13 protein-coding genes, 1 tRNA gene and 1 pseudogene are annotated in these 25,422 nt (G+C 34.2%); 9 read left to right on the top strand and 6 right to left on the bottom strand.

Annotated elements, in window-relative coordinates:
- Nucleotides 1-101 (top strand): annotated as a pseudogene (locus EOD40_RS18385) (IS982 family transposase); the annotation flags it as partial.
- A gap of 91 nt (nucleotides 102-192) precedes the next feature.
- On the opposite strand, the gene acs reads toward EOD40_RS18385, so the two are convergent.
- The 5 genes from acs to EOD40_RS14585 form a co-directional block, all read right to left on the bottom strand.
- On the bottom strand, nucleotides 193-2,100 hold the full coding sequence (gene acs, locus EOD40_RS14560; RefSeq protein WP_128196765.1) for an acetate--CoA ligase: 1,908 nt from the start codon (nucleotides 2,098-2,100) through the stop codon (nucleotides 193-195).
- Between the two features lie 25 nt (nucleotides 2,101-2,125).
- Nucleotides 2,126-2,488, bottom strand: a complete 363-nt coding sequence (locus EOD40_RS14565; RefSeq protein WP_128196767.1) for a response regulator transcription factor — start codon at nucleotides 2,486-2,488, stop codon at nucleotides 2,126-2,128.
- Nucleotides 2,485-5,187 (bottom strand): ATP-binding protein, encoded by a 2,703-nt coding sequence (locus EOD40_RS14570; RefSeq protein WP_128196769.1) that lies wholly within the window; start codon nucleotides 5,185-5,187, stop codon nucleotides 2,485-2,487. Before EOD40_RS14570 ends, EOD40_RS14565 begins: the two co-directional genes overlap by 4 nt.
- A gap of 243 nt (nucleotides 5,188-5,430) precedes the next feature.
- Entirely contained in the window at nucleotides 5,431-5,991 is a 561-nt protein-coding gene (locus EOD40_RS14580; RefSeq protein WP_128196772.1) for an acetate uptake transporter, read from the bottom strand.
- A 114-nt stretch (nucleotides 5,992-6,105) separates the two neighbouring features.
- Nucleotides 6,106-6,525 carry an IS1 family transposase gene (locus EOD40_RS14585; RefSeq protein ID WP_128196774.1) on the bottom strand — a complete coding sequence of 140 codons (420 nt, stop codon included), beginning with the start codon at nucleotides 6,523-6,525 and terminating at the stop codon, nucleotides 6,106-6,108.
- Nucleotides 6,526-6,873: 348 nt separating this feature from the next.
- Here EOD40_RS14585 and EOD40_RS14590 point away from each other — a divergent pair, with 348 nt between their 5' ends.
- The 8 genes from EOD40_RS14590 (at nucleotide 6,874) to EOD40_RS14625 (ending at nucleotide 25,081) form a co-directional block, all read left to right on the top strand.
- Nucleotides 6,874-7,482 (top strand): RNA polymerase sigma factor, encoded by a 609-nt coding sequence (locus EOD40_RS14590; protein ID WP_128196775.1) that lies wholly within the window; start codon nucleotides 6,874-6,876, stop codon nucleotides 7,480-7,482.
- A gap of 80 nt (nucleotides 7,483-7,562) precedes the next feature.
- A complete protein-coding gene (locus tag EOD40_RS14595; RefSeq protein ID WP_128196777.1) occupies nucleotides 7,563-8,678 on the top strand; it encodes a FecR family protein in 1,116 nt (371 codons plus the stop codon).
- A 143-nt stretch (nucleotides 8,679-8,821) separates the two neighbouring features.
- Nucleotides 8,822-12,118 (top strand): TonB-dependent receptor, encoded by a 3,297-nt coding sequence (locus EOD40_RS14600; protein ID WP_231129637.1) that lies wholly within the window; start codon nucleotides 8,822-8,824, stop codon nucleotides 12,116-12,118.
- Nucleotides 12,119-12,144: 26 nt separating this feature from the next.
- Nucleotides 12,145-13,821: a RagB/SusD family nutrient uptake outer membrane protein gene (locus EOD40_RS14605; protein WP_128196778.1), complete on the top strand. Its 1,677-nt coding sequence runs from the start codon at nucleotides 12,145-12,147 to the stop codon at nucleotides 13,819-13,821.
- Between the two features lie 716 nt (nucleotides 13,822-14,537).
- On the top strand, nucleotides 14,538-17,885 hold the full coding sequence (locus EOD40_RS14610; RefSeq protein WP_164905489.1) for a TonB-dependent receptor: 3,348 nt from the start codon (nucleotides 14,538-14,540) through the stop codon (nucleotides 17,883-17,885).
- A 12-nt stretch (nucleotides 17,886-17,897) separates the two neighbouring features.
- Complete coding sequence (locus tag EOD40_RS14615; RefSeq protein WP_128196781.1) at nucleotides 17,898-19,535, top strand: RagB/SusD family nutrient uptake outer membrane protein; 1,638 nt, start codon at nucleotides 17,898-17,900, stop codon at nucleotides 19,533-19,535.
- A gap of 179 nt (nucleotides 19,536-19,714) precedes the next feature.
- Nucleotides 19,715-22,327, top strand: a complete 2,613-nt coding sequence (locus EOD40_RS14620) for an alpha-L-arabinofuranosidase C-terminal domain-containing protein (RefSeq protein WP_231129638.1) — start codon at nucleotides 19,715-19,717, stop codon at nucleotides 22,325-22,327.
- A gap of 381 nt (nucleotides 22,328-22,708) precedes the next feature.
- Nucleotides 22,709-25,081, top strand: a complete 2,373-nt coding sequence (locus tag EOD40_RS14625; RefSeq protein WP_231129639.1) for a glycoside hydrolase family 127 protein — start codon at nucleotides 22,709-22,711, stop codon at nucleotides 25,079-25,081.
- A 214-nt stretch (nucleotides 25,082-25,295) separates the two neighbouring features.
- Here EOD40_RS14625 and EOD40_RS14630 read toward each other — a convergent pair.
- Nucleotides 25,296-25,368: transfer RNA gene (locus EOD40_RS14630), tRNA-Phe, on the bottom strand.
- Between the last annotated feature and the right edge of the window lie 54 nt (nucleotides 25,369-25,422).

The raw sequence follows: 25,422 nt of genomic DNA on the forward strand, positions 1-25,422 counted from the left end.
ATAATATTTTTTCCGCTCTGATTGCTTACAACTTTGCAGACAAAAAACCGTCTTTGAAAAATAATTTCCTAGACACAAAACAATTAGTACTTTTTCAATAAGTTTATATCGAACTCACGTTATTTAAGTAAATGGAAAAGCCCCGTGGAATTATTTTCACGGGGCTTTTTTTGCAATTATTTGAATTAAAAATTATAGTTTTCCGTTTTTTATTTCCTCCACAATTTCTGGATTTAACAGGGTTGTAGTGTCTCCAAAATTAGAATAATCCCCTTCGGCAATCTTACGAAGAATTCTTCGCATGATTTTTCCCGAACGGGTTTTTGGTAAACCGGCTACAAACTGAATCTTATCTAATTTTGCGATAGGTCCAATGTGATCTGAAATATGTTGGTTGATTTCTTTCGCCAGGTTTGCTTTATCACGTTTTTCACCTGTTTCTTTAAGAATCACAAAACCATACAGAGCATTTCCTTTAATGTCATGAGGGAAACCTACAATGGCACTTTCTGCAACTGCCGGATGTTCGTTGATGGCATCTTCAATTGGAGCTGTTCCTAAATTATGTCCTGAAACGATAATTACGTCGTCCACACGACCTGTGATTCTGTAATAACCTACTTCGTCACGTAAAGCCCCGTCACCACTGAAATATTTACCAGGGAAAGTAGAGAAATACGTTTCTTTATAACGCTTGTGATCTCCCCAAATAGTTCTGGCAATTCCTGGCCAAGGAAATTTAATACACAAACTTCCTACTACTTGATTGTCTTCAATTTCATTGCGTTTTTCGTCCATCAAAACGGCTTGAATACCTGGAAGAGGTAAGGTAGCATAAGTTGGTTTTGTTGGTGTTATGAAAGGAATAGGTGAGATAAGAATTCCTCCGGTTTCGGTTTGCCACCAGGTATCCACAACCGGGCAACGTTTTCCACCCACATGGTCATTGTACCAGTGCCAGGCTTCTTCGTTAATAGGTTCTCCTACTGAACCAATTACTTTTAGCGAACTTAAAGGGTATTTTTGTACATAATCTAAACTTTCTTTAGCCAAAGCTCTGATAGCTGTTGGTGCAGTATAGAATTGGTTTACTTTATGTTTTTCTATAATTTGCCAAAAACGACTGAAATCAGGGTAAGAAGGAACGCCTTCAAAAATAACAGTTGTAGCTCCATTCAATAATGGACCGTATAAAATGTACGAATGTCCAGTAATCCAGCCAATATCGGCAGTACACCAGAAAATATCGTTTTCTTCGTAGTTAAAAACATTTTGGAAAGTATAAGCAGTATAAACCATATAGCCTGCTGTGGTGTGTACCATTCCTTTTGGTTTTCCTGTTGAACCCGAAGTATAAAGGATAAACAAAGGATCTTCGGCATCCATGATTTCGGCAGTATTGTTATCTGAAGCTTTTTCTAAAAGAGGTGCTAACCATTGGTCGCGACCTTCTTTCATTTGGATATCAGTGTTAGTTCTTTCAACAACTAAAACAGTTTCAACTGAAGGGCAGTTAGCCAATGCTTCGTCTACAATTCCTTTTAAGTCAATTGTTTTGTTACCGCGATACCCACCGTCAGATGTAATAACCATTTTACATTCACTATCGTTGATTCTGGCAGCAACAGCCGATGCTGAAAATCCGGCAAAAACTACCGAGTGAATCGCTCCAATACGGGCGCAAGCAAGAGTTGTGATGGCTAATTCAGGAATCATAGGTAAATAAATACATACGCGATCTCCTTTTTTAATGCCCTGGCTCAATAAAACATTAGCCATTTTGCTTACACGTTGGTGTAATTCATTGTAAGTGATAGATAGTGAAGCTTCGTCAGGATTGTTAGGTTCAAAAACAATAGCGACTTTATCTCCTTTTTTAGCAAGGTGACGATCGATACAGTTTTTGGTAATGTTTACCTTGGCATCTACAAACCATTTTATTTCGGCTTCTGCCATGTTGAAATCAACTACTTTGTCCCATTCCTGATACCAGGTAAAGTTTTCTGAGGCAATTTTGTCCCAAAATTTCTTCGGGTCTTTGATTGATTTTTTGTACTCTTTGAAGTATTCTTCTAAATTGCTTATTTTGTAACGACTCATGATTTTTTGTATGTATTTAGTTTTGTTAGTTTATTAATTCTTGTGCTTGTTCAACGAGTTTTTTTAATGAAAAAGGTTTGGTGACATATAAATTAGCTCCTAGTGAAAGTCCTTTTTCTATGTCTTTTTCTTTGTTTTTTGCCGAAATGAAAATTACTTTACAATGTTCTAATCGAGGCTCTTTTTTTATTTGTTCCAATGTGCTGTAACCGTCAACCATAGGCATCATGACATCGAGAATAATGATGTCAGGCAGTTGGTTTTTTAAAATATCCAATGCTTCTTGTCCATCCCGAGCTATGAATACCTCAAAATTGTTCTTTTTGAAAGTGTATTCCAGTGACATTACAATATTAGGTTCGTCATCGACAATTAATATTTTCTTCATTTTTCAGTAGTATTGTAATTGGGTAATGTAAAAATAATGGTTGTTCCGTTATCTGATGAACTCTCAACCCATATTTTTCCTTTGTGATGTTCAATTATTTTTTTGCAAATAGCTAATCCTAAGCCGCTTCCAATTGGTTTTTTTACATTTTGATTTCTGGCCTGGTAAAATTTATCAAAGATGGCTTCAAACTCTTCGGGTTTTATTTCTTTTCCGTTGTTGTGAATGCTAACAGATATAAATTCACTGTCTTCGTTAATTTTGACGCTAATTTTTCCATCAGTATCAGCACAAAATTTTATGGCATTCGAAAATAAATTATGAAGTACCTGAATGATGCGTTCTTCGTCATAAAAGGCTTTTATCTCATGGGATTTTTTTTCAAATTCAACGCTTATATTTTTGTTTACAATTAATTGTTGAAGTGACTCTAACGTATTGTTGATGGTTTTGGAAATATTGTTTTTAGAAAGATAAATTTTTTGTTTTCCTGTTTCAAATTTTTCTAAATCCAATATTTTGTCAATCAAACGGTTAAGTCTATCCGATTCGGAAATGATATTTTGTAGAAATTTTTGACGAACATCGGCAGGAATGTTCTCATCGTCATGCAGAATTTCGGTAGCTGCTCTTATTGCTGTGATTGGCGTTCTTAGCTCGTGAGTTACCGTGTCTAGAAATTCATCTTTTTGAATGTCTTTATTAATGAGTTCCTGATTTGCAACCTGAAGTTGTTCAGATATTTTTTTTAATTCATTCGAACTTTCAGTCAGTTTTTTATTGATGACAATATTTTCTTTGGATTCTTCCAGAATACGCAATACTTCAGGCAGACTTATTTTGTCTTCTTTGGCAACACTGGCAATTACTATTTTGGCGGAAGCCGTACCAATGTGTCCCGTTAATAAATTTTCGGCAAATTTGATAAAACGGGCATCGGCAATCTTATTGTCCTTATCAATATTGTATTTTAAATTAAAAATCGTCAGCGCGCGTTTTGTTCTTTCGATACCAAGAAAACGTTCCAGAATTTTTTCAATATCCGAAATATTGGCTGTCCCTTTCCATACATACGCATTCTCATGATTGGTGATGTATTCATCGATGTCGACAAACATTTCGGCATAATTACGCTCTCTATAATTCCCGCTAAAACTTACCGAAACCGCAAGATAACTAAGAAAATTGACCAATAAACTCCAGAAAACCGCTTGCGGAATAGGATCTAAATAATCCAATCCAAAAAGTTGAAAAGGCTTTAATAACGCAATTCCCCACGGACCTTCTTGTACAAAGGTGCTTGCTGATTTTGTGGTTCCAAGGGCGTAAGGAATTAACAGGGTGTAAAAACAAATTAAAAATCCAAGGACAATTCCTGTTACAGCTCCTTTTTTAGAACCTCGTTTCCAGAATAAAGCACCGAAAAAGGCGGGCGCTAATTGAGCAATGATAACAAAGGAAACTAATCCAATTGAAACCAAAGTATAGTCTAAAACAAAAACGCGATAGATTATGTAAGCTAATATTATCAATGAAAAGATTCCTATTTTACGACTTAGAACAATTCTTTTGGTGTTTTTTTCTTGCGAAGTGTTTTCTAATGAACCAATAAAACCATAAGGAATCAAGAGGTTGTTACTAAGCATGGTTGCCAATGTTATTGAAGAAACAATAATCATCGAAATGGCTGCCGAGAATCCGCCCAAAAAAACTATTACAGTTAAGAAATTATTGTTGAGATGTTGCGGAATCAGTAGTGAATAGGTATCGGAATTAAGGCCTTGAGTTTCAAAAAGAATGTTTCCTCCCCAGGCTATTGGGAAAACAAAAATGTTAAAAAGCAATAAGTAGAGTGGGAGCAACCAAATAGCTGTTCGGATGTGTTTTTCCTGATTGTTTTCGACAATAGCGGTGTGAAATTGCCTTGGTAAAATAAAGATGGCAAACATAGAAATCAGACACAGGAAAAACCAGTTGAGTCCATTGTTTAAACCGCCAATTGTATTTTTTTTATCGAAATTTTCTAAGACTGATGCTTTAGTATAAATGTCTTCAAAACCGTCAAAAACAAAGTAAGTTACATAGATTCCGATAATCAAAAAGAATACTAATTTTAAAATAGATTCAATGGCTATGGCGGTCACTATTCCGCGTCTTTTTTCGGAAGCGTCCACATATTTATTCCCGTAGTAAGAAGCAAATAAGGCTAAGGCAATACAAATATAAGTAGTGTTGTCTGTGAAAATATTAGAACTCGCATGTGTTTTGGTTACAATATGAAAAGTATCTGAAATTGCTTTAAGTTGTAAAGCAATATAAGGTACGATTCCGAAAATAGAAATCAAAGTAACTAAAGCTCCTAATGAACGGCTGTTGCCGTAACGCAGGGAAATAAAATCGGCAATGCTGGTTATTTTATTGACCCGCGATATTCGAATAATTCTTTTAAGGATAATAATCCAGGTAGGAATGATAATTATTGGCCCCAGATAAATGGGTAAATAGTCTAATCCTGATTTAGCGGCTAATCCTATACTTCCGTAATAAGTCCATGCAGTACAGTAAACTGCTAATGAAAAGGAATAGATGTAAGGATTGTTAGTCCATTTAGAATGGCTTCTTTTTTCTGACCAATGAGCAATGTAAAAAAGCATTACTAAATAGATGGCTAAAATCAATAAAAGACCAAGGCTACTCATAATATTTTTTTACAATTAAGTAGGTTGTGCCAATTGAGAATAACCAAGCCGAAAAGAGATAGATGTAGATAATTGGAAAACCAAATAAGGGTTTTGAACTATCAAATAATAGAATAAGCGGAATGTTCAATGCTAAAATCATAAGCATTGAAAGGATAATTAATTTTTGTTCATGTCTTTTTTTCATTGAAATGAAAAATACAATAGCCTTAAATTAATAAAGCTATTGTATGTTATATAATTTTATAATGGTAATACCTGTCTACCTAATTTTTCATTAATTACAATTGCAGCTGCTTCATAAAAAGCGAAAAAGCCACATAAAATTCCTTCGTAACCTGCAATGGTATGAATTTCTTCACTTCCTGTAAAACTGGCTGCAGACAATAGTGCAAACAGAATAACAAGTGAGCCAAAAATAAGTTTTCCAATAGTGTTTCCATTTAATGTTCCTATGAAGAAAGCTAGTGTGAATAATCCCCACATTCCTAAATAGCATCCCATTGAAGCTCCGTCAGGTTTTGTGCCTCCTACTAAAGGAAGTAACCATAAGGCAACAAGAGACAACCAGAAGAAACCATATGAAGTAAATGCTGCCATGGCAAAACCATTTCCTTTTTTCCATTCCATAATTCCGGCAATAACCTGTTGTATTCCTCCAAAAAACATTCCCATTCCCATAATCATTGCATTAAGCTCAAAGAATCCTGCATTGTGAATATTTAATAAAATAGTTGTCATTCCGAAGCCAAAAAGTCCTAGTGGTGCTGGGTTGGCAGTAGTGTCTTTCAATATTTGTTCCATTTTGGTTTAAAAAAATTAAGGTTAATTAAGGTTAATTAAGGTTAAATAGAGCAGCAAATTCAGATTTTTTGTTTGTAAAAAAAAATAAGATATATATATGTGTTAATGCTATAGTTATTTTTTAAAACGTTCCCATTTTATAAGCATGAATTTATCTCCAAGTTCGGTGATAATCATTCCTGCTCCTGATATGGTTTCTTTGTTTTTTATATATTCTATTAGTTCTAAGTGGTTTAGAATTTTGTAAGTTGGGTGGTAGTTAGTGTTTACAGGCTTTTTTATATTGAAAGATTTTATCCAATTGCTAATGCTTACGTGCGAAACACCTATGATTCGTTCTATTTCCCTATAGCTCAAACCTTCCAGATAAAGTTGTAAAGCTTTGGTAACATAGTAGTCGTCTATTTTCTTTCCTATTTTGTTTACAGTAAAGAAATAGTTGCAGTTTTTGCATAAATACCTTTGTTTTTGGTTTATAACCCCGCTTTTCACTATTTTACTGTCTTGGCATTTTGGACATACTATTGTTTCCATGTATATAAAATTTGCATAAATATACTAAATTAGCAATTATGTTTTAATTAGCAACTATTTTTACTTTTAAAATGAATGGATTTTATAAGTAAACGACTTGGTTTTTGTGTGTAATAAAAGTAATGGCGGGTATTTTTATGCTAAATAAAAAAAAGTTGTAATTTAATGAGTATATAATAAAAAAAAGGTCCTTTATGTATGAAAGGGTTTTTTTAAATGTGATTTTGGTTAGTCATGTTAGTTTGGTGTGTAAGAGTTGCTATTTAAAATAGCAACTCTTATTTTAAAGTAAAAAGAAAGAGTGGGAGTTTTTTAAATGAATAGAAAAGAATAATAAATTTTTTGAATTTGAAAAATCAAATTTTAAATAACGATGTTGTTGATGACTGTGAGTTATGGGCGGAGATGAAGGCTGGAGATGAAAAAGCTTTTTCGACACTTTTCAAAAGATACTATAGTTATCTGATTCAGTATGGAAATTCGTTTTCTCCGCATTCTGAAAAAATTCAGGATTGTGTTCAGGATGTTTTTACAGATATATGGGTGTACAGAAACAGTCTTAGTGATACTGTAGTGGTAAAGGCTTATTTGTTGTCTTGTGTACGCAAGCGTATTGTGCGTTTACAACAAAGGGATAAGGTTTTTAACAAGGCAAAATCGGTAGATGCAATTGCTTTTTTGTTTGATTTTTCGGTAGAACACCAATTGATTTCCGATGAATTAACTGCTGGAAAAGTAGCTCATCTTAATAAATTGTTGAATGTTTTACCTGCCAGACAAAAAGAAGCTTTGTATTTAAGATATCATCACGGTTTGAATGTGGATCAAATTGCCGGGGTATTGAATGTTAATTACCAATCGGCTAATAATTTATTGCATCGCGCTTTGGTAAATATTCGTAAGGAATGGAAGGGAAATATGGCTTTGCTTTTAATGTTGTTAGCCCATTGGATTTAGATTAATAATAAAGTTACGAATTAGTGAGTATGTAAGTTGATGGCTGTCCTTTTAAGATAGCAGAAACACTTTTAAAAAAAATGAAAGAACGTAATCAATATAGAGAAATAGAAGATTTTTTGGCTGACGAGTCATTCCGATTGTGGATGAGGTCAAAAAAAGATTTAAGCGGTTGGGAAGAATGGACTTTAGAACATCCTAAACGTGCCAAATTGGTTGAGGAAGCCCGTTTGTGGTTGTTAGCGATGAAAGTTCCGGACAATAATATGTCTCAGGAAAAACTGAATGCTGCCTTGCAAAGCACCTGGATGAAAATTGAAAAAACAGAGCAGGAGAGCAAAATGGAGCTAAAGCTAATCCAATTGTGGAGTACTGCCTGGGTTAGAAAAATTGCTGCAGTTTTGGTTTTTGGATTGCTTTCAGTTTATGTTTATAATAATTATTTTGCTTCCAAAACGTATTATTCCAGTTATGATGAAATAGTGAATAACCTTGATGAAGATGGTTTGTTAGAACAAATTAATAATTCAAATAAACCACAAATAGTAACCTTGTCAGATGGAAGTTCGGTATTATTGCAACCTAAAAGTAAGTTGAGTTACCCTAAAATTTTCACAGGCAATGAGCGAAATGTGTATTTGTCAGGAGAGGCTTTTTTTGAAATTAGCAAAAATCCTAAAAAACCTTTTTTTGTTCATGCCAATGAGATTGTTACTAAGGTGGTAGGAACCAGTTTTCGAATAAAAGCCTATGCTAACCAATCTAATGTGGAAGTTTTAGTGCGAACAGGAAAGGTGAAAGTAAAGTCGGAAAAAGCCATCCGGAATTCATCTCAGGAAGAAATAGTATTGTTGCCTAATCAGGCGCTGCGTTTTACCCGAAAAGATCAAACTTTTGATAAAATTACTGATATTACTATGGATAAGTCTATTAGTAGTTCGGTAAAAAGTATCGAGCAGTTGAGTTTTGAATTTACCGATATACCAGTTAGTCAAATCTTTAAAACAATAGAACAGGCCTACTCTGTAGAAATAGATTTCCCACAACAGGAATTAGAAAAATGTCATTTAACTACTTCTTTAAGTGATCAGCCCTTGCCGGAAAAATTGAAGATTATTTGTAAAAGCATTGGGAATAATTCCAGTTATACAATGAATGGAAACCAAATAACCATTTTGTCTAAAGGATGTAATTAAAATCAAATAGTTTATGATATCAATAAAAAAGCGTCGATTGTTGTAGCAATCGACGCCTAAAGTTTTAAACTCACTCTGCAAAGTGGGTTTGAAATGTTTCTTAAATACCCTCAAAACAGTATTAATCAAAACAAACCAAAATTATGAAAAAAACCGTAGTAAAACAACGATTACTAATCCGATTCATGAAGATGACATTGTACCAATTTATATTAGCAGTTATTTTTTCGACTGTTACCATGGCAAACAGCTTAAACGGACAAGGGAAATTAGACACTAAAGTTACTGTTTCAATAACAGATATGAACTTAAATAAAGCATTGACTGAACTGGGTAAATCAGCCGACGTGAAGTTCTCTTATAATTCGAGAATGGTTCCTTTTGATCAAAAAGTGAGTGTTAAGGCTACTAATGAAGCCTTGTCGGTAGTGCTTTCGAAAATATTAAAACCACTTAATATTACTTATGCAGTGGTCAGTAATCAAATTATATTAGAAAAAGTTAACGAAAAAGAAAAGGATGCTAACGATAATTATTTGTTGATTTCTGAGCAACAACAAAAGACACTTAGTGGAGTTGTTGTTGATGCTAAGGGACTTTCGTTACCTGGCGCAAGTGTTCTTGTAAAAGGAACTAATAATAGTACTTCCACTGATATGGATGGAAAGTTTTCTATTAGAGTTGTTGATAATACAGCCGTAACTTTAGTGGTTTCTTTTATTGGTTTTGATACTGCCGAAATTCCAATCGGGAATAAAACCGATTTTAAAATTATTTTAAAAGAATCTTCACAGGCACTTAACGAAGTTGTGGTTGTGGGATATGGAACTCAAAAGCGTTCTGACATTACTGGTTCTGTTGCTTCTGTTCCTAAAGAACGTTTAGAGAACTTACCTGTTACAAATATTATGCAGGCTATACAAGGAACTACAGCCGGTTTGAAAATCTCTCAGAGTTCTTCTGTGCCTGGTAGTACAGCTTCCGTGCAAGTTAGAGGTGTTAATTCAATCAATGCAAATACAAGTCCTTTAATAGTTTTAGATGGAATCCCTTTCTTTGGAACTACCAATGATATTAATGCAAATGATATTAAATCTATTGAAGTCCTAAAAGATGCATCAGCAGTTGCAATTTATGGAACTAGGGGAAGTAATGGTGTTATTTTAATTACTAGTAAAAGAGGTAATGTAAATGGAAAACCTATTATTAAGTATAGTGGATATGTAGGTTATGAAGAAATATCCAATCCGTTAAAGCCAATGGGACCAGATGCTTATGTTAAAAAATATGCTGATTTTTTGACTGCAAATAAGCTTCCTCAAACTGCGGTATTACCAAATTCATCAGAAGTTGATAACTATAATGCTGGAATTACTACCGATTGGCTCAAAGAAGCTACTCAGTCTGGTCAAATTCAAGAACATAACTTAAGTATTTCTAGCGGTACAGATAAATTTCAATATTTTATTTCTGGTTCAAAATTGAAACAAGACGGCGTAGTGAAAGGTTACCAATTTCAAAAAACTAATTTTAGAATTAATATTGATTCTCAAATAACAGATTATTTAAAAATAGGAACATCAGCATTTTTTACTGAAAATAATTACGATGGAGGAAGATCTAATTTGTTAAATGCTACTGCTATGAGTCCATATTCTGTAGCTAAAAATGGAAACGGAAGTTATTTAATATTTCCAATGGCTCCAGAGTTATTGTTCCCCAACCCTCTTTTAGGATTAGCTACTGATAGGTTAAACAGAGGTAAAAATTTGACTGGATCTGGTTATGTAGAAATAATACCTCTAAAGGGATTGACTTATAAACTAAACGGGGCTTATACTTATAACTTAGGTCGATTTGCAAGTTATACTGGTAGACCAGCAAATGATAATAGTGGAACTGCCATTGTTTCTAATGATGAAACTACTAATTGGGTAATAGAAAATATATTAACCTATAATAAAGATTTTAATAAACATCATATAGATGTAACAGGATTGTACAGTGCTCAAAAAGTAGATTATTTTAAATCTGAAAGCCGTGCTGTGGGATTTATTAATGATGGATTATCGTATAATAATTTAAGTGCAGCTACAACAAAATCAAATTTTTCGAATGCAAATGGCTATTCCTTATTATCTCAGATGGGAAGAGTAAATTATTCTTATGACAGTCGATACTTGTTTACGGCTACTGCTAGAAGGGATGGTTACTCTGCTTTTGGAGCTAATACAAATAAATATGGTGTGTTTCCATCAGTTGCTTTGGGATGGAATATTAAAAATGAATCTTTCTTAAAAGATGTAAGTCTTGTAAATAATCTAAAATTAAGACTTTCTCATGGAGAAACAGGAAATCAGGCTATAGGCGTTAATCAAACAGCTACTACAGCCACCACCGTACAACAAGCTTTTGATGGAGTGGCTTTAACAGGGATTTTATATAATGATATTGGGAATGCTAATCTTAATTGGGAGAGTACAATATCGAGTAATATAGGCTTAGATTTTTCGTTTTTTGAAAACAGAATAGGAGGTTCTATTGAGTTGTATAGATCTAAGACAAAAGATATATTACTGCGGAGAAGCATTCCTAATATCACTGGATATACTACTATATGGGATAATTTAGGAAAAATGGAAAACAAGGGACTTGAAATTACTTTAAATACAGTAAATATTCGTACTGAAGATTTTTCATGGAAAACTGATTTTAATTTTTCTAAATACAAAAATGAATTGACTGATTTGTATGGAGATGGAAAAGATGATTTAGGGAATAATTGGTTTATCGGTAAGCCTTTGAGAGTGGCTTTTGATTATGAAAAAGAAGGAATATGGCAGGTAGGTGAAGAGGCTCAAATTGCTCTACAGGATCCTATAGCTAAGCCTGGAGATATTAAATTCAAAGATCAAAATGGAGATGGGAAAATTGATAATAATGATAAAGTTATTCTTGGGCAAAGAGATCCAAAATGGACTGGAGGAATGACTAATACCTTTCACTATAAAAACTTCAATCTTAGCATATTTATTGAAACTTCTCAAGGAGGTCTAAGAAGTAATAGAGACTTAACTTATGCTGATGAAGCAGGTAGAAGAAACTTACCAGAAGATTTTAGATATTGGACACCTGAAAATAAAGATAATTATTGGCCATCACTTTCTGCTTATAAAAATTATAGAGGCTATGGTTTTTGGGAAGATTACAGTTATATAAGAATTAAAGATGTACGATTAAGTTACCAATTTTCAAAAGAAAAGCTGGGGAAATACCTTGGAGGGGTGACTATATATACGGCTGTTAGAAACCTACATACATTTACCAAATGGTATGGTTGGGATCCAGAGAATAATTATGCATCTAGAGGTTCAGATGGTTGGGAAAACAATTATCCAGTTGTAAGATCTTTTTCATTTGGAGTTAACATCACACTTTAATATTATTTATTAAATTAAGAATTAGCATGAAAAAATATATAAATTTTATATCGAGTATAGTTAGTGTAATAGTACTAACCACAGCATGTAGTGATTCCTTTTTGGACGAAAAGGTTTTAGATAAATATGCTCCAGAATCATTAACAGATAAGTTAGGTTTTGAGTCATCAGTAATAGGACTTCATAATAGTTTAAGTACTTTATATACTACAGATCAAGATCAGACATTTATTGTTGCATCAGTGGTAGGGACAGATGAAGTATGGGCTCCTGCGGGTAGGTCAAATGGTATGGCACGTCCATTTTTTGATTATTCGCAACTTATTTCTACAGATAATGGGACAAGCAAAATATGGACTAATTTGTATAAAATTATCAATAATGCCAATATCATTGTTAAGTCCTCAGAAAGCGGAACAACCATAGGTATGAATCAGACTGAACTTGATGCTTTTAAAGCTGAAGCTTACTTTTTTAGAGCTTATTCTTATAATATGTTAGCTACTCTTTTTGGGGGAGTACCGTTAGTCATTGAACCAATAACTGGTGCTAAAACAGATTTTGTAAGGGCTCCCATTCAAGATGTAAATGATTTGATTGTGAGTGATTTATTGTTTGCTGTTGATCATTTGCCAAATGTTAAAAACTTAGTGCATAAAAGTAGAATTCATACAGCTGTTGCAAACCAGCTTTTGGCAGAAGTATATTTAAGATTAAATAAACCTGATTTAGCAGAAAAACAATGTGATGCTATTTTTAATAGTTTAAATTTTAAACTTATCACAGCTAGATTTGGAGTAAAAGCAAATCAACCAGGAGATCTTTTTTCTGACATGTTTTTATTTGGTAATCAAAGAAGAAGCCAAGGGAATACAGAGGTTATCTGGGTAATAGAGCAGGAAAATACTACGGATGTTCCAGGAGGAAGTTCAGGAAGTCCTCAGCAACGTAGAGCTTGGGTAGGAGCATATTATGACCTGCCAGGAATGGTTGTTGCGGATACTCTTGGAGGTAGGGGAATTGGTAGGATTAGATTGAATAATTGGGTTCTTTATCGATTGTATAAAGGGAATGATATGCGTAATTCTAAATATAATATTCATCGTCAACATTATTTTAATAATAAAGATGCGAAATATAGTACTGTATATGGAAAACCGATTCCTTATGGTCAGAATGCTACTTTTACATTGACAGATAATAGCCAATTGAAAATATTTGCTAGCGACACTATTTTTAAATATGCACCTTATACGCAAAAATGGGGACAATTAGATAGTAGGGATATTTTTGGATATGCTATGAGAAAAGACTTTATAATCATGAGATTGGCTGAAACTTATTTGTTAAGAGCTGAAGCTCGTTTAAAACAAAATAATTTTAAAGGTGCAGCAGATGATATTAATGTTTTAAGAAATAGAGCTAACGCATCTACAGTAAGCGAGAGTGATATGACTTTAGATTTTATTTTAGATGAAAGAGCAAGAGAATTAATAGGAGAAGAAAATAGACGAATGACGCTTGTTAGAACAGGAACACTCGTTCAAAGAGCTACTACTTTAACAGGAAAGGCTCCTCTTGCAGGAGGTGCAATTGAAACTACTAATGGTTTACAAAGTTTCCACGTTCTCTTGCCTATTCCTCAAAGTGAAATCAATCTTAACAAGGATGCTGTATTAGAGCAAAATCCTGGATATAATTAAGAATAACTAATTCAAGTATGTTTAATTGTAATATACTGAATTAATTAATCTAATTTAGATTAGCCCTATGTAATTATAATGAATTTTATAGGGCTTTTTTATCCTTAAAAGAAGCTTGGTTAAAAATACTATTTGATTTTTTAATCAATTATGATCTTATTGTAGGTGAAACAACAACTCAAAAAGTAGTGCAATTTAATACCTTCTTGAATAATTTGTTTAACAGATAAAAGATAAAAGAAGTCTTATCCCGAGTCATCTTAATAGTTTGTGATGTAGAAAATACTGATGTTCTTCAGGATAAAGAGCTGTCTAAAAACTAAGAAGTACTAATGATTAGTAAAGTTTTGAATTTAAAGATACTCATATGATACAAATTTTTAGAATAGTTGAACAGGCATATTTATTAGAAATTGATTTTTTTAACAGAGAAAATTCAAAGATTATTATCTGTAAACCTCTGTCCGTGAAACTAAAAATAATTTGTATCTCTTCTGGAAATAATTCCAATTATGTGATGTGCGGAAACCAAATAATTATTTGATCAAAATGGATGTAACTAAATTGAAATTGCCTATGTAATAAAAACAAATACATAAAACGTCTACATGCTGCAACATAGCCGATGTCTAAATTATTCATCCTCACTCTGCAAAGTGGGTTTGAAATGTTTCTTAAATACCCTCAAAATAGTATTAATAAAACAAACCAAAATTATGAAAAAAACCGTAGTAAAACAACGATTACTCATTCGAATCATGAAGATAACATTATTCCAATTTGTCTTGGCTCTTGTATTTTCAAGTGTCACTATGGCAAACAGTCTGAAAGGGCAAAACAAATTAGATACCAAATTAACTATTACAATTACGGATGTGAATTTGGACATTGCTTTGTCTAAAATTGAAAAAAAGTGCAATGTCAAATTTTCTTACAATTCGAGGATGACTCAATTAAACCAAAAGGTAAGTATAGATGCCAATGACGAGTCATTATCTGATATATTGGATAAAGTGTTAAAACCTTTTAATATTAATTATTCTGTAGTAAGCAATCAAATTGTGTTGCAAAAAGAAAGAGCTTCCGAAAATCAATCGGATGGAAAATTATTGAATGCTGTCGCAGCAGAAATTACTATTAAAGGTAAAATCACAGACGAACAGGGATCTCCTTTACCTGGCGCCACAGTACTTATAAAAAACACCAATAAAAGCACTACTACAGATTTTGACGGGAATTATACTATTACTGCTTCCGAAACTGATGTTCTGGTAATTTCCTATATTGGATATACGACTAAAGAAATAGTGGTTTCAGGTCAAAAAACGATCAATATAACTTTGAAAGAAGATATATCTAAACTGGAAGAAGTTGTTGTAGTTGGATATGGAGAACAAAAACGTAGTAAAATATCAGGTTCTGTTTCTGAGATTAATCAAAAAGCAATTGCTAGAAATCCATCACCGAATTTAAGTAACTCTTTAGTAGGACAAGCTACTGGTATAATTGCCACGCAACGTTCAGGTGAACCAGGAAAAGATGCTTCAAATATTTTTATCAGGGGTATTGGCACAACAGGAGATTCATCACCAATATATGTTATAGACGGTATAGTTCGTTCTTCTAGTGACTTTGCTCAAATAAACTCAAGTGAAATTCAATCTTTTTCTATATTAAAAGATGCCGCAAGTGCTGCAGTTTTTGGAATTCGTGCTGGTAACGGTGTAATTCTTGTTACAACCAAGAGAGGTGCTGAGGGAAAAATGCAAATCGATTTTTCCAGTAATATTGGAGTACAAGAGAGAACTCGAAATCCTGAATTTTTGAATTCCTATGAATTTGCATCGTTATATAATGAAGCATTAGCAAATGAAGGGAAAGCACCACTTTATTCGCAAGATGACCTTCAAAAGTATCTTACGCATTCTAGTCCGGATACACATCCTGATTCTGATTGGTTTTCTGTTTTAAAGAAAACGGCTATAATGCGTAATTATAACCTTTCTGCTACTGGTGGAACAGACAAAGTGCGTTATGCAACTTCGCTGGGGTATTTAAAACAAGAAGGGATTATTCCTTCAAACGACTTTAAAAGATATAATTTTAGATCTAACATAGATGCCAATGTTACAAAAACAACCAAACTATCGTTTGATCTTTCTGGTAGAGATGAACGAACTAATAATGTAGCATCAACAGAAGTGTTTAGATGGATGTCAGGAACACCACCAAATAGAGGTCCTATAAAATGGTCAAACGGAGAATATTCTAATGGTCCGTCATATTTAACTTTACCTGAAAACGGATATAGAAAAACAGGTGTACAGGCATTTAGAGGCCGAGTGGAATTAGAACAACAATTACCGTTTATCGAAGGCATGTCAATAAAAGCTATTGCTGCTTATGACAAAACTTTTACAGATAATAAGAACTGGACTTTTACTAGAACACCTTTTTATATTAGACTTAATGATGGAACTTTTGTAGAAGGAACTAGAGGTGCTAGTTCATTATTTCAAGATCATTTTGATGATCAGGCTGTTACTTTAGAAACCCATTTAAATTACAAAAAAGCTATTGGGGTAAATGAGATATCAGGGTTAATTTTATATACCCAGACAAAACAACTTTGGAATTCTATAGGGGCTTCTAGAGATGGTTATACCTTAGGGATTGATGAATTGAATTTTGGTGCTGCTGTAAACCGTAATAATAATGGCTATTCAGGAAGTAGTGGAAGACAAGGTGTTGTTGGAAGGGTTAACTGGTCTTATGACAACAAATATGTTCTTGAAGGTAGTTTTAGAGCTGATGGTTCGGAACAATTTGCTCCAGGTAAACGTTGGGGTTTTTTTCCATCTTTTTCAGCAGGTTACATAATTTCCGAAGAATCTTTCTTAAAAAATTCTACTATAGTTAATTATTTAAAACTTCGTGGTTCCTATGGGATATTAGGAAATGACCGTTTAGGTAATCAAAGATTCCTTTATTTACAGTCTTATAATGTAAATGGTTCAGCAGTTTTTGGTAATGCAAATGTCCAACCAACTATTGTTGAGGGGCGTTTGTCAAATCCTGATGTAACTTGGGAAACCGTTAAAAAACTTAATATTGGTGTAGATGCTACTCTTTGGAAAGGGAAACTAACCGCTACTATTGATTATTTTTTCGATAAAAGAAGTGATATTTTGGCAGATAGAAATCTTTCTGTTCCTAGTCTTCTTGGTGTTGGGTTACCTATTGAAAACTTAGCAAAAGTTAATAATAGAGGGATTGAATTAACCTTAGGGCATAAGAATACTATAACTGACGATTTACGCTATTCAATGAGTGCAAACTTCACTTATGCGAAAAACAAAATTGTTTTTATTGATGAAGCTGCATCTACAAATCCAAATATCAGAAGAACGGGATTACCCCTTGGTACTGCATTTGGATTCAAAGCTATTGGGTTGTTCCAAACTCAAGAAGAAGTAAATAGTGCACCTACACAAATTGGTAATACGGCACCAGGAGATATTCGTTACGAAGACATTAACAAAGATGGTAAAATAAACGATCTAGATAGGGTTGCTATTGGGAAATCTAATACTCCTGAAATTATCTTTGGTTATACAGGAAATTTGCAATATAAAGATTTTGAGTTTTCATTCTTATTACAAGGTGCTACCAATGTAAATCAATATTATGCAGGAGAAGGAGCATGGCCATTTTTTGTTGGCTCTGGAGCTTTGAAAGCAAATTTAGACCGTTGGACTCCAACAAATACTAATGCAAGTGAACCACGTGTACTAATCGATGTAAGCAATCTTAACCATGCTGAATCTTCATTTTGGATGAAAGATGCATCTTACCTACGTCTTAAAAATATAGAATTAGCATATAATATTCCTGTAGAGGTATTAAAGCTGCATTTTATACAAGGAATGCGTATTTATGTTAATGCAAATAATGTGGCTACATGGTCAAAGATAAAAAATTATGATCCAGAGAATGCAAATGGAAGAGGATGGGATTATCCTCAGTTTAGAATTTGGAACGCTGGAGTAAACTTTAAATTTTAAAAAAGCATTAAAATGAACAGAATAATTAAAAAATCATTATGGTTTGGATGCGTATTAATGTGCATCACAATATTATTAAGCTGTGAAAAAGATATTTTAGATCAAACACCTAAAGATTCTCTTACAGAAGAAACAGTTTGGACAGATCCACAAGGAGCAACACAGTTTATTAATGCTATTTATGGACAAATGCCATCGGGATTTGATCGTAATTATCAAGGATGGGGTAAGGGACTCTATTTATTAGACGGTGTTTCTGATGATGGTGACGTTTGTATGCCTTGGACACATTCAAATGAGATGCAAACAGGAAATTTTTTACCTTCAGGAACACCTTGGGGTGAAACATGGGGCGATTATTATAATTTGATTCGAAAAACAAATGTTGCTCTGGAGAATTTAGGAAGACTTGGAGATGAGTCTCTTAGAAATCGACTTATGGGAGAGGCTTATTTTTTAAGAGGATTTATTTATCATGAACTTTTAAGATTATATGGGATGAAAGCAACGGGAGTGGATCCAACAGGGGTGCCTCTTATAAATAAAAGCTTAACGTTGCAAGATGATTTTCAAATACCCCGATCTACTTATGATGAAGTAGTTGATTTTATTGTAAGTGATTTAGATAAGGCTGCTTCTATGCTTCCTAAAAAAGGACAAATTGAAGCAGGAAGAGCTACTTCGGGTGCTGCATACGCATTAGAAAGTCGTGTTTTGCTTTATGCTGAGCGTTGGTCGGCTGCTGCAGAAGCTGCCAATAAAGTGATAAATAAGGAGTATACCTTGTTTGCGGATTATAGAACCTTATTTCTAACTAAAAATAATCAAGAAATAATTTTTGCAAAGAAATTTCAAGCTCCAGATAAAACCCATTTTTGGGTAAATAACGGCTTTGATGTTATTAATACTCAACCATCTTTTAAAGGAGGTAGTGACGCTGGATGGGGAGGTAATGTTCCTACCCAAAATTTTGTTGATTGCTATGAAATGATTGACGGGAAATCCCAATCAACTTCTCCTTTATATAATGCAAGTAATCCTTATGTGAACCTTGATCCTCGTTTTGAAGCAACTGTAGTTCATAATGGGTCTACCTTCCGTGGACATGTTATGGAGTTATATGCTGGAGGTGCCGATATAACAGGAAAACCGGAGGATACAAAAACGGGTTATGCTCTTCGTAAGTTTCATGAAGAACAATATCCAATTTATTCTAAAAGTTGTGATCAAGATTGGATTTTTATCAGATATGCAGAAGTATTGTTAAATTATGCGGAGGCTAAAAACGAACAATCTGGACCAGATCAAACGGTTTATGATGCTATAAATGAGATAAGGGATAGAGTTGATATGCCTTTCTTACCAACCGGTCTTACAAAAGACCAAATGCGAATCAAAATTAGAAATGAACGTAGGGTAGAATTAGCCTTTGAAGAACATCGTTTTTTTGATATTCGCAGATGGAAAATCGCTGAAAATTTGCTTAACGGGCCTTTATATGGGGTGAAAATGACTAAGTCAGGAAATACTATTACATATACCCGTTATGCGTTTGAAACACGAAGTTTTCCTTCTAAATTATATGTGTTACCAATTCCGCAATCAGAGTTTGATAAAAATCCAGCAGCTAAACAAATTAATGGTTGGTAAATTGTACATTATAGAATAACGGTTAAAATGAGAGTTGCCCCCAAATAGTTTGATACTATTTGGGGGTATTTTTTTTAGTTTGTTTGATAGTCGAGATTTTTAGATATTAAAGCCTGAATTAATAAATGTTTTTTTTACATTTGTTAATTCCAATCAAAATTTTATAAAGAATAAAACCAATGAAAAATAAAATGAAACTGAAAATTGTTGCATTTATAATGAGTTTTGTAATGGTCTTACCGGCCTTTGCAAACAACAATAGAAAGTTAGCCCATCCGGGTTCAGTATATTTATTTGCCTATACACCGGAAAATTTATCGGGAAGAACAGGATTGCAATTTGCGTGGAGCGTCGATAGAAAAAATTGGCATTCGGTAGGGCAGAATTATAATTTTTTATATTCTGATTATGGAAGATGGGGTTCGCAAAAAAAGATGATAGCGCCTTATCTTTTTCAAGCTTCTGACGGAATGTGGCATTGCGTATGGAGTTTGAATGATAAAGATGGCACTTTTGCTCATGCTGCTTCTAAAGATTTGATTACATGGGGGCGTCAATCGTATCCTCCAGTCATGCAAGATAACAATTGTCTGAAACCGATAGTTTCTCAAAATAATGGGGTTTTTACGGTGTCATGGAAGAGTTCAGCTAATGCTGCAAATGGATTGTTTGCTGTAACCACAAGCAATTTTGTGAATTATGCTACTACAAAAACAATTCAGGAATCAGAGCGTGCCGATTTAAGAGAGGCTATTGCCATTGCCGGGATTGTTCAAAACGGAACTGTACACAAAGTTTCCTGGGATATGGTTAATGATTTGATTAAGAATGAACAATTGGTAGTTTATAAAAATCAATTAAATGGAGAAACTTCAAAAACTGACGCTAGTCGTTTTGCTTCGCTAAAAGCCTTAAATGCAACTATTACTGTAGAGGCTTCCCAAAGTAAAAAAATAAGTAACATGCTTACGGGGGTGTTTTTTGAAGATATCAATTATGCTGCCGATGGCGGATTGTATGCTGAGTTGATTCAGAATCGTGATTTTGAATATGCTTTGAGTGATAAAGAAGGTCGCGATAAATCATGGAATAGTACTAAAGCATGGAGTGTTTCCGGTAGTCAAAATACATTTAGTATTGATTCGCTTTCGCCAATTCATGAAAACAATAAGCATTATGCTGTTTTGAAAACAACTGAAATTGGAAAAGGATTCAGCAATGAAGGTTTTGATGGCATTGCTTTAAAAGTAGGGGAGAAATATGATTTTTCATTGTTTACTCGAAATTTGGCTGGAGCCAATACAAAACTACTCATCCGTTTAGTTGGTAAGAATGGAGAGAAATATGCCGAAACGACAATTAATTCGAATAGTGCAAATTGGAAAAAATACAGCACTGTTTTGGTTTCCAATAAAACAGTAGCCGATGCAAAATTGGAGATTGTGCCTCAAAATAAAGGAAATATCGCCTTAGATATAATTTCGTTATTTCCACAAAAAACATTCAAAGGACGTAAAAACGGTTTGCGTGCCGATTTGGCTCAAACTATTGCTGACATTCAGCCAAAATTCATGCGTTTCCCTGGTGGATGTGTGGCTCATGGTGATGGATTGGAAAATATTTATCATTGGAAAAATACTATCGGCCCATTAGAATCCAGAAAACCACAACGCAATCTTTGGGGTTATCATCAATCGATGGGATTGGGTTATTTTGAGTATTTTCAGTTTTGTGAAGATATGGGAGCAGTGCCTTTACCGGTAGTTTCGGCTGGAGTTCCATGTCAGAATTCAGGAACGGGAGGAGCAGGACAACAAGGTGGAATTCCGATGAGTGAGATGGATGAATATGTTCAGGATATTTTGGATTTAATCGAATATGCCAATGGAGATGTGAATACCAAATGGGGAAAGAAAAGAGCTGAAGCAGGACATTCAAAACCATTTAATCTTAAATATGTTGGGATAGGAAATGAAGATTTGATAACAGATATTTTTGAAGAGCGTTTTACAATGATTTTTAATGCTGTAAAAGCAAAACATCCCGAAATTACAGTTATTGGTACGGTTGGACCTTTTTATGAAGGAACAGATTATAACGAAGGTTGGGCTCTTGCCGATAAATTAAATATCCCAATGGTGGACGAACATTATTATGAATCGGTGGGTTGGTTTATCAATAATCAGGATTTTTATGATAAATACGATCGTTCGAAATCAAAAGTATATCTTGGAGAATATGCTGCTTTTTTACCGGGACGTCCTAATAATATCGAAACTGCTTTGGCGGAAGCCCTATATTTAACATCAATTGAACGCAATGGCGATGTGGTAAGTATGGCGTCTATTGCACCAATGCTTGCTAAAGAAGGGCATACACAATGGAATCCGGATATTATCTATTTTAATAATTCGGAAGTAAAACCAACGGTGGGTTATCAGGTCCAAAAAATGTACGGAAATAATGCAGGAGATGTTTATTTGCCAAATAACATTACCCTTTCGGACACCAATGAATCGGTTCGAAAACGTATCGGGGTTTCGGTAGTGCGCGATACTAAAAGCAATGATTTGATTTTGAAATTGGTTAATATCCTTCCTGTTGAGGTGAGTACGCAATTGAATTTGAAAAATTTAGGAGTAATAGCTTCACAGGCAAGTCGTACTTTATTAACTGGAACACCAGACAGCAAAACAGCTTTGCCAAAAACGGATAGCATTGCTATAAGTGAATCCTTTTCGGCGGTTATGCCTGCGTATTCGTTTACACTTATTCGTATGAAATCGAAATAATTTTCTTTTCTGTTGTCCTTAGCTTTCGCAGTCGAGCGTCAAATGTTTGAAGAATGCGTAAAAAGAAAAGTTGTTTGAGCGTTAGCGAGTTCTTTTCTTTTAGCATTCGAAAACTAATTTGACCGACGAGGAAGCGTAAGACTTGATTTTTTTGTTTCTTTTTTGATCAAGCAAAAAAGAAAATTAGTGAATCTAATTTTTCACTTTTAATGAAAAATGTAGTTGCTAGTTTGTCGAAGTGTTTGTTTATTGTTTTAAAGAGGTCTTCGACAGGCTCAGACTGACTAAGAAATATTTTCAATTAAGCTTGAAAGCTTTATAATAATTTAAGAAACAAACCAAGGAGGAGTTTGTTTTATAAACCAACCAAAAACAAAAGATATGATATTAAACAAAATGAAAAACAACTTGTGGTCAGTTGTTTTACTGACACTAAGCGCTACTTCTTATGGGCAGTCGGGACAATTGCAATCTTTTCCGTTAACTTCTGTTCGTTTGTTAGAAAGTCCTTTTCAAAAGGCGCAACAAACGGATATGAAATATATCTTGTCACTCGATGCCGATAGATTGTTGGCGCCTTATTTAAAAGAAGCTGGAATCACGCCTTTAAAAGACAATTATGGCAATTGGGAAAATACGGGATTGGATGGGCATATTGGCGGACATTATCTTTCGGCTTTGTCGGAGATGTATGCCGCAACCGGAAACCAACAAATAAAAGAACGTTTGGATTACATGTTGGATTGGTTGGAAAAATGCCAGTTGAAAAACGGGGATGGTTATGTAGGTGGTGTTCCGGGAAGTAAGGCGTTATGGGCAGATATTGCTAAAGGCAAGATTGATGCAGGTGGTTTTTCGTTAAACGGAAAATGGGTGCCTTGGTACAATGTTCATAAGGTTTACGCGGGTCTTGTGGATGCTTATAAGCTAACGGGGAATGAAAAAGCTAAAAAGATGCTAATCAAATTATCTGATTGGTGTTTGAAATTAGTGGCTAATCTTTCGGATGAGCAAATCCAATTGATGCTAAAAAGCGAGCATGGCGGAATGAACGAAGTTTTTGCTGATGTGGCTGCAATTACGGGCGATAAAAAATATTTGGTTTTGGCTGAGAAATTCTCGCACAAGACCATTTTAGATCCTTTGTTGAAAAATGAAGACAAGTTAAATGGCATTCATGCCAATACACAAATTCCTAAAGTTATCGGTTTTATGCGTGTTGCAGAAGTAGGTGGTGATGCAAAATGGGTTGATGCGGCTAACTTTTTTTGGAATACAGTAGTGGATAACAGAACCATTTCTATAGGAGGAAATAGTGTGAGAGAACATTTTAATCCTTCGAATGATTTTTCGTCGATGTTAGAATCTAGGGAAGGACCGGAAACCTGTAACAGTTACAATATGCTTAAATTGAGTAAGCATTTGTTTCTGGCACATCCTAAGGCAAAATACATGGATTATTACGAACGTACCACTTACAATCATATTTTATCATCGCAGCATCCTGATGGCGGTTTTGTGTATTTTACGCCTATCCGTCCGCGTCATTACCGTGTGTATTCGGAGCCACAGGAATCTTTTTGGTGTTGTGTGGGTTCGGGTTTAGAAAATCACGGAAAATATGGCGAAATGATTTACGCCCATGATGCGACCAATTTGTATGTGAATCTTTTTATTCCTTCTACTTTAGAATGGAAAGAAAAAGGTTTGAAGCTAACGCAAAATACAAAGTTTCCTTTCGAAGAGCAATCAGTCTTTACATTGGATTTGAAAAAAGCACAAAAATTTGCTGTAAAGTTTAGATATCCTTCCTGGATAACGAACGGAGAAATGAAAATTAAGGTAAATGGCAAAGAAGTAGCGATTGAAAAAGATGCGAATTCTTATGTTTCAATTAATCGAAAATGGAAATCGGGAGATGTGATTTCGGTGGTGCTGCCAATGCACAATACCGCAGAACAACTTCCGGATAAGTCAGCCTGGGTTTCTTTTGTACATGGACCAATTGTTTTAGCTGCTGTTACAGGTGAGACCGATTTAACAGGTTTAAGAGCTGATGGAAGCCGAATGGGACATATTGCCAGCGGGCCAATTTATCCAATTGAAGAAGCACCAATGTTGGTTTCTAATTCAAATGATTTGGCACAATCTTTAAAAGAGATAAAAGACAAACCTTTTAGTTATTCTGCTTCGGATATTATTTATCAGGATCAATTTAAGAATTTGCAATTAGTGCCTTTTTTCCAAATTCACGATGCGCGATACATGTTGTATTGGCCTTATACCACAAAGGAAAAGTTACCTGAGTTGCAGGCTGCAATGAAAGAAAGAGAAGATGCTAAAATGAAATTGGAAGCGCTAACAGTAGATTTAGTTACGGCTGGTGAACAACAACCGGAAAATGACCATAATTTTAAAGGTGAAAAAACCGACACCGGAATTTATAAGGAACGTCATTATAGAAACGGAACGGGATTCTTTAGTTATGATTTGAAAAATCCAAAACTGGAAGCACGTAAGTTGAGAATCACTTATTTTGGTTCGGATAAAAACAGAAATTTTGATGTTTATCTGAATTCCGTTTTAGTTGCTTCGATTGCGATGGATGGAAAAGAAGGGAATCAGTTTATTGATAAAATAATTGAAATTCCGGTTGAGGTTTTAAAATCGAATGCAAAGCAGTTAGAAGTGAAATTTCAGGCCAAACTGAATTCGTCGATTACGGGTATTTATGAAGTGCGTTTAATGAAATAGTTTTAGTTTTAAATAGTAATTTGTAGTAGAAATGACCTCCTGGGAACGGGAGGTTTTTTTTTGTTTTGAATGTAAATAATTCTGATTTAGCGGATAAGAGTGGAGTTTTTTTAATCTGTGGTAATTTCTAGAATCCGTTTAGTCTGTGTTCCAAATAATTTTTTATGAAAACTTATAAAAACAAAAAACCCGAACTCTAAGAATTCGGGTTTTGTGGTACCTCCAGGGATCGAACCAGGGACACATGGATTTTCAGTCCATTGCTCTACCATCTGAGCTAAGGTACCGTGCTTGTTGCGGGTGCAAATATAGAACCATTTTTAATATATCCAAAACATTTT

The organism is Flavobacterium sufflavum, from assembly GCF_004016525.1.
Taxonomy (GTDB): Bacteria; Bacteroidota; Bacteroidia; order Flavobacteriales; family Flavobacteriaceae; genus Flavobacterium; species Flavobacterium sufflavum.

Bases quoted from the DNA above. Each gene is read 5' to 3' on its own strand.
- acs (WP_128196765.1), bottom strand. From the start codon at position 2,100: ATGAGTCGTTACAAAATAAGCAATTTAGAAGAATACTTCAAAGAGTAC.
- EOD40_RS14565 (WP_128196767.1), bottom strand. From the start codon at position 2,488: ATGAAGAAAATATTAATTGTCGATGACGAACCTAATATTGTAATGTCA.
- EOD40_RS14570 (WP_128196769.1), bottom strand. From the start codon at position 5,187: ATGAGTAGCCTTGGTCTTTTATTGATTTTAGCCATCTATTTAGTAATG.
- EOD40_RS14580 (WP_128196772.1), bottom strand. From the start codon at position 5,991: ATGGAACAAATATTGAAAGACACTACTGCCAACCCAGCACCACTAGGA.
- EOD40_RS14585 (WP_128196774.1), bottom strand. From the start codon at position 6,525: ATGGAAACAATAGTATGTCCAAAATGCCAAGACAGTAAAATAGTGAAA.
- EOD40_RS14595 (WP_128196777.1), top strand. From the start codon at position 7,563: ATGAAAGAACGTAATCAATATAGAGAAATAGAAGATTTTTTGGCTGAC.
- EOD40_RS14600 (WP_231129637.1), top strand. From the start codon at position 8,822: ATGAAAAAAACCGTAGTAAAACAACGATTACTAATCCGATTCATGAAG.
- EOD40_RS14605 (WP_128196778.1), top strand. From the start codon at position 12,145: ATGAAAAAATATATAAATTTTATATCGAGTATAGTTAGTGTAATAGTA.
- EOD40_RS14610 (WP_164905489.1), top strand. From the start codon at position 14,538: ATGAAAAAAACCGTAGTAAAACAACGATTACTCATTCGAATCATGAAG.
- EOD40_RS14615 (WP_128196781.1), top strand. From the start codon at position 17,898: ATGAACAGAATAATTAAAAAATCATTATGGTTTGGATGCGTATTAATG.
- EOD40_RS14620 (WP_231129638.1), top strand. From the start codon at position 19,715: ATGAAAAATAAAATGAAACTGAAAATTGTTGCATTTATAATGAGTTTT.
- EOD40_RS14625 (WP_231129639.1), top strand. From the start codon at position 22,709: ATGATATTAAACAAAATGAAAAACAACTTGTGGTCAGTTGTTTTACTG.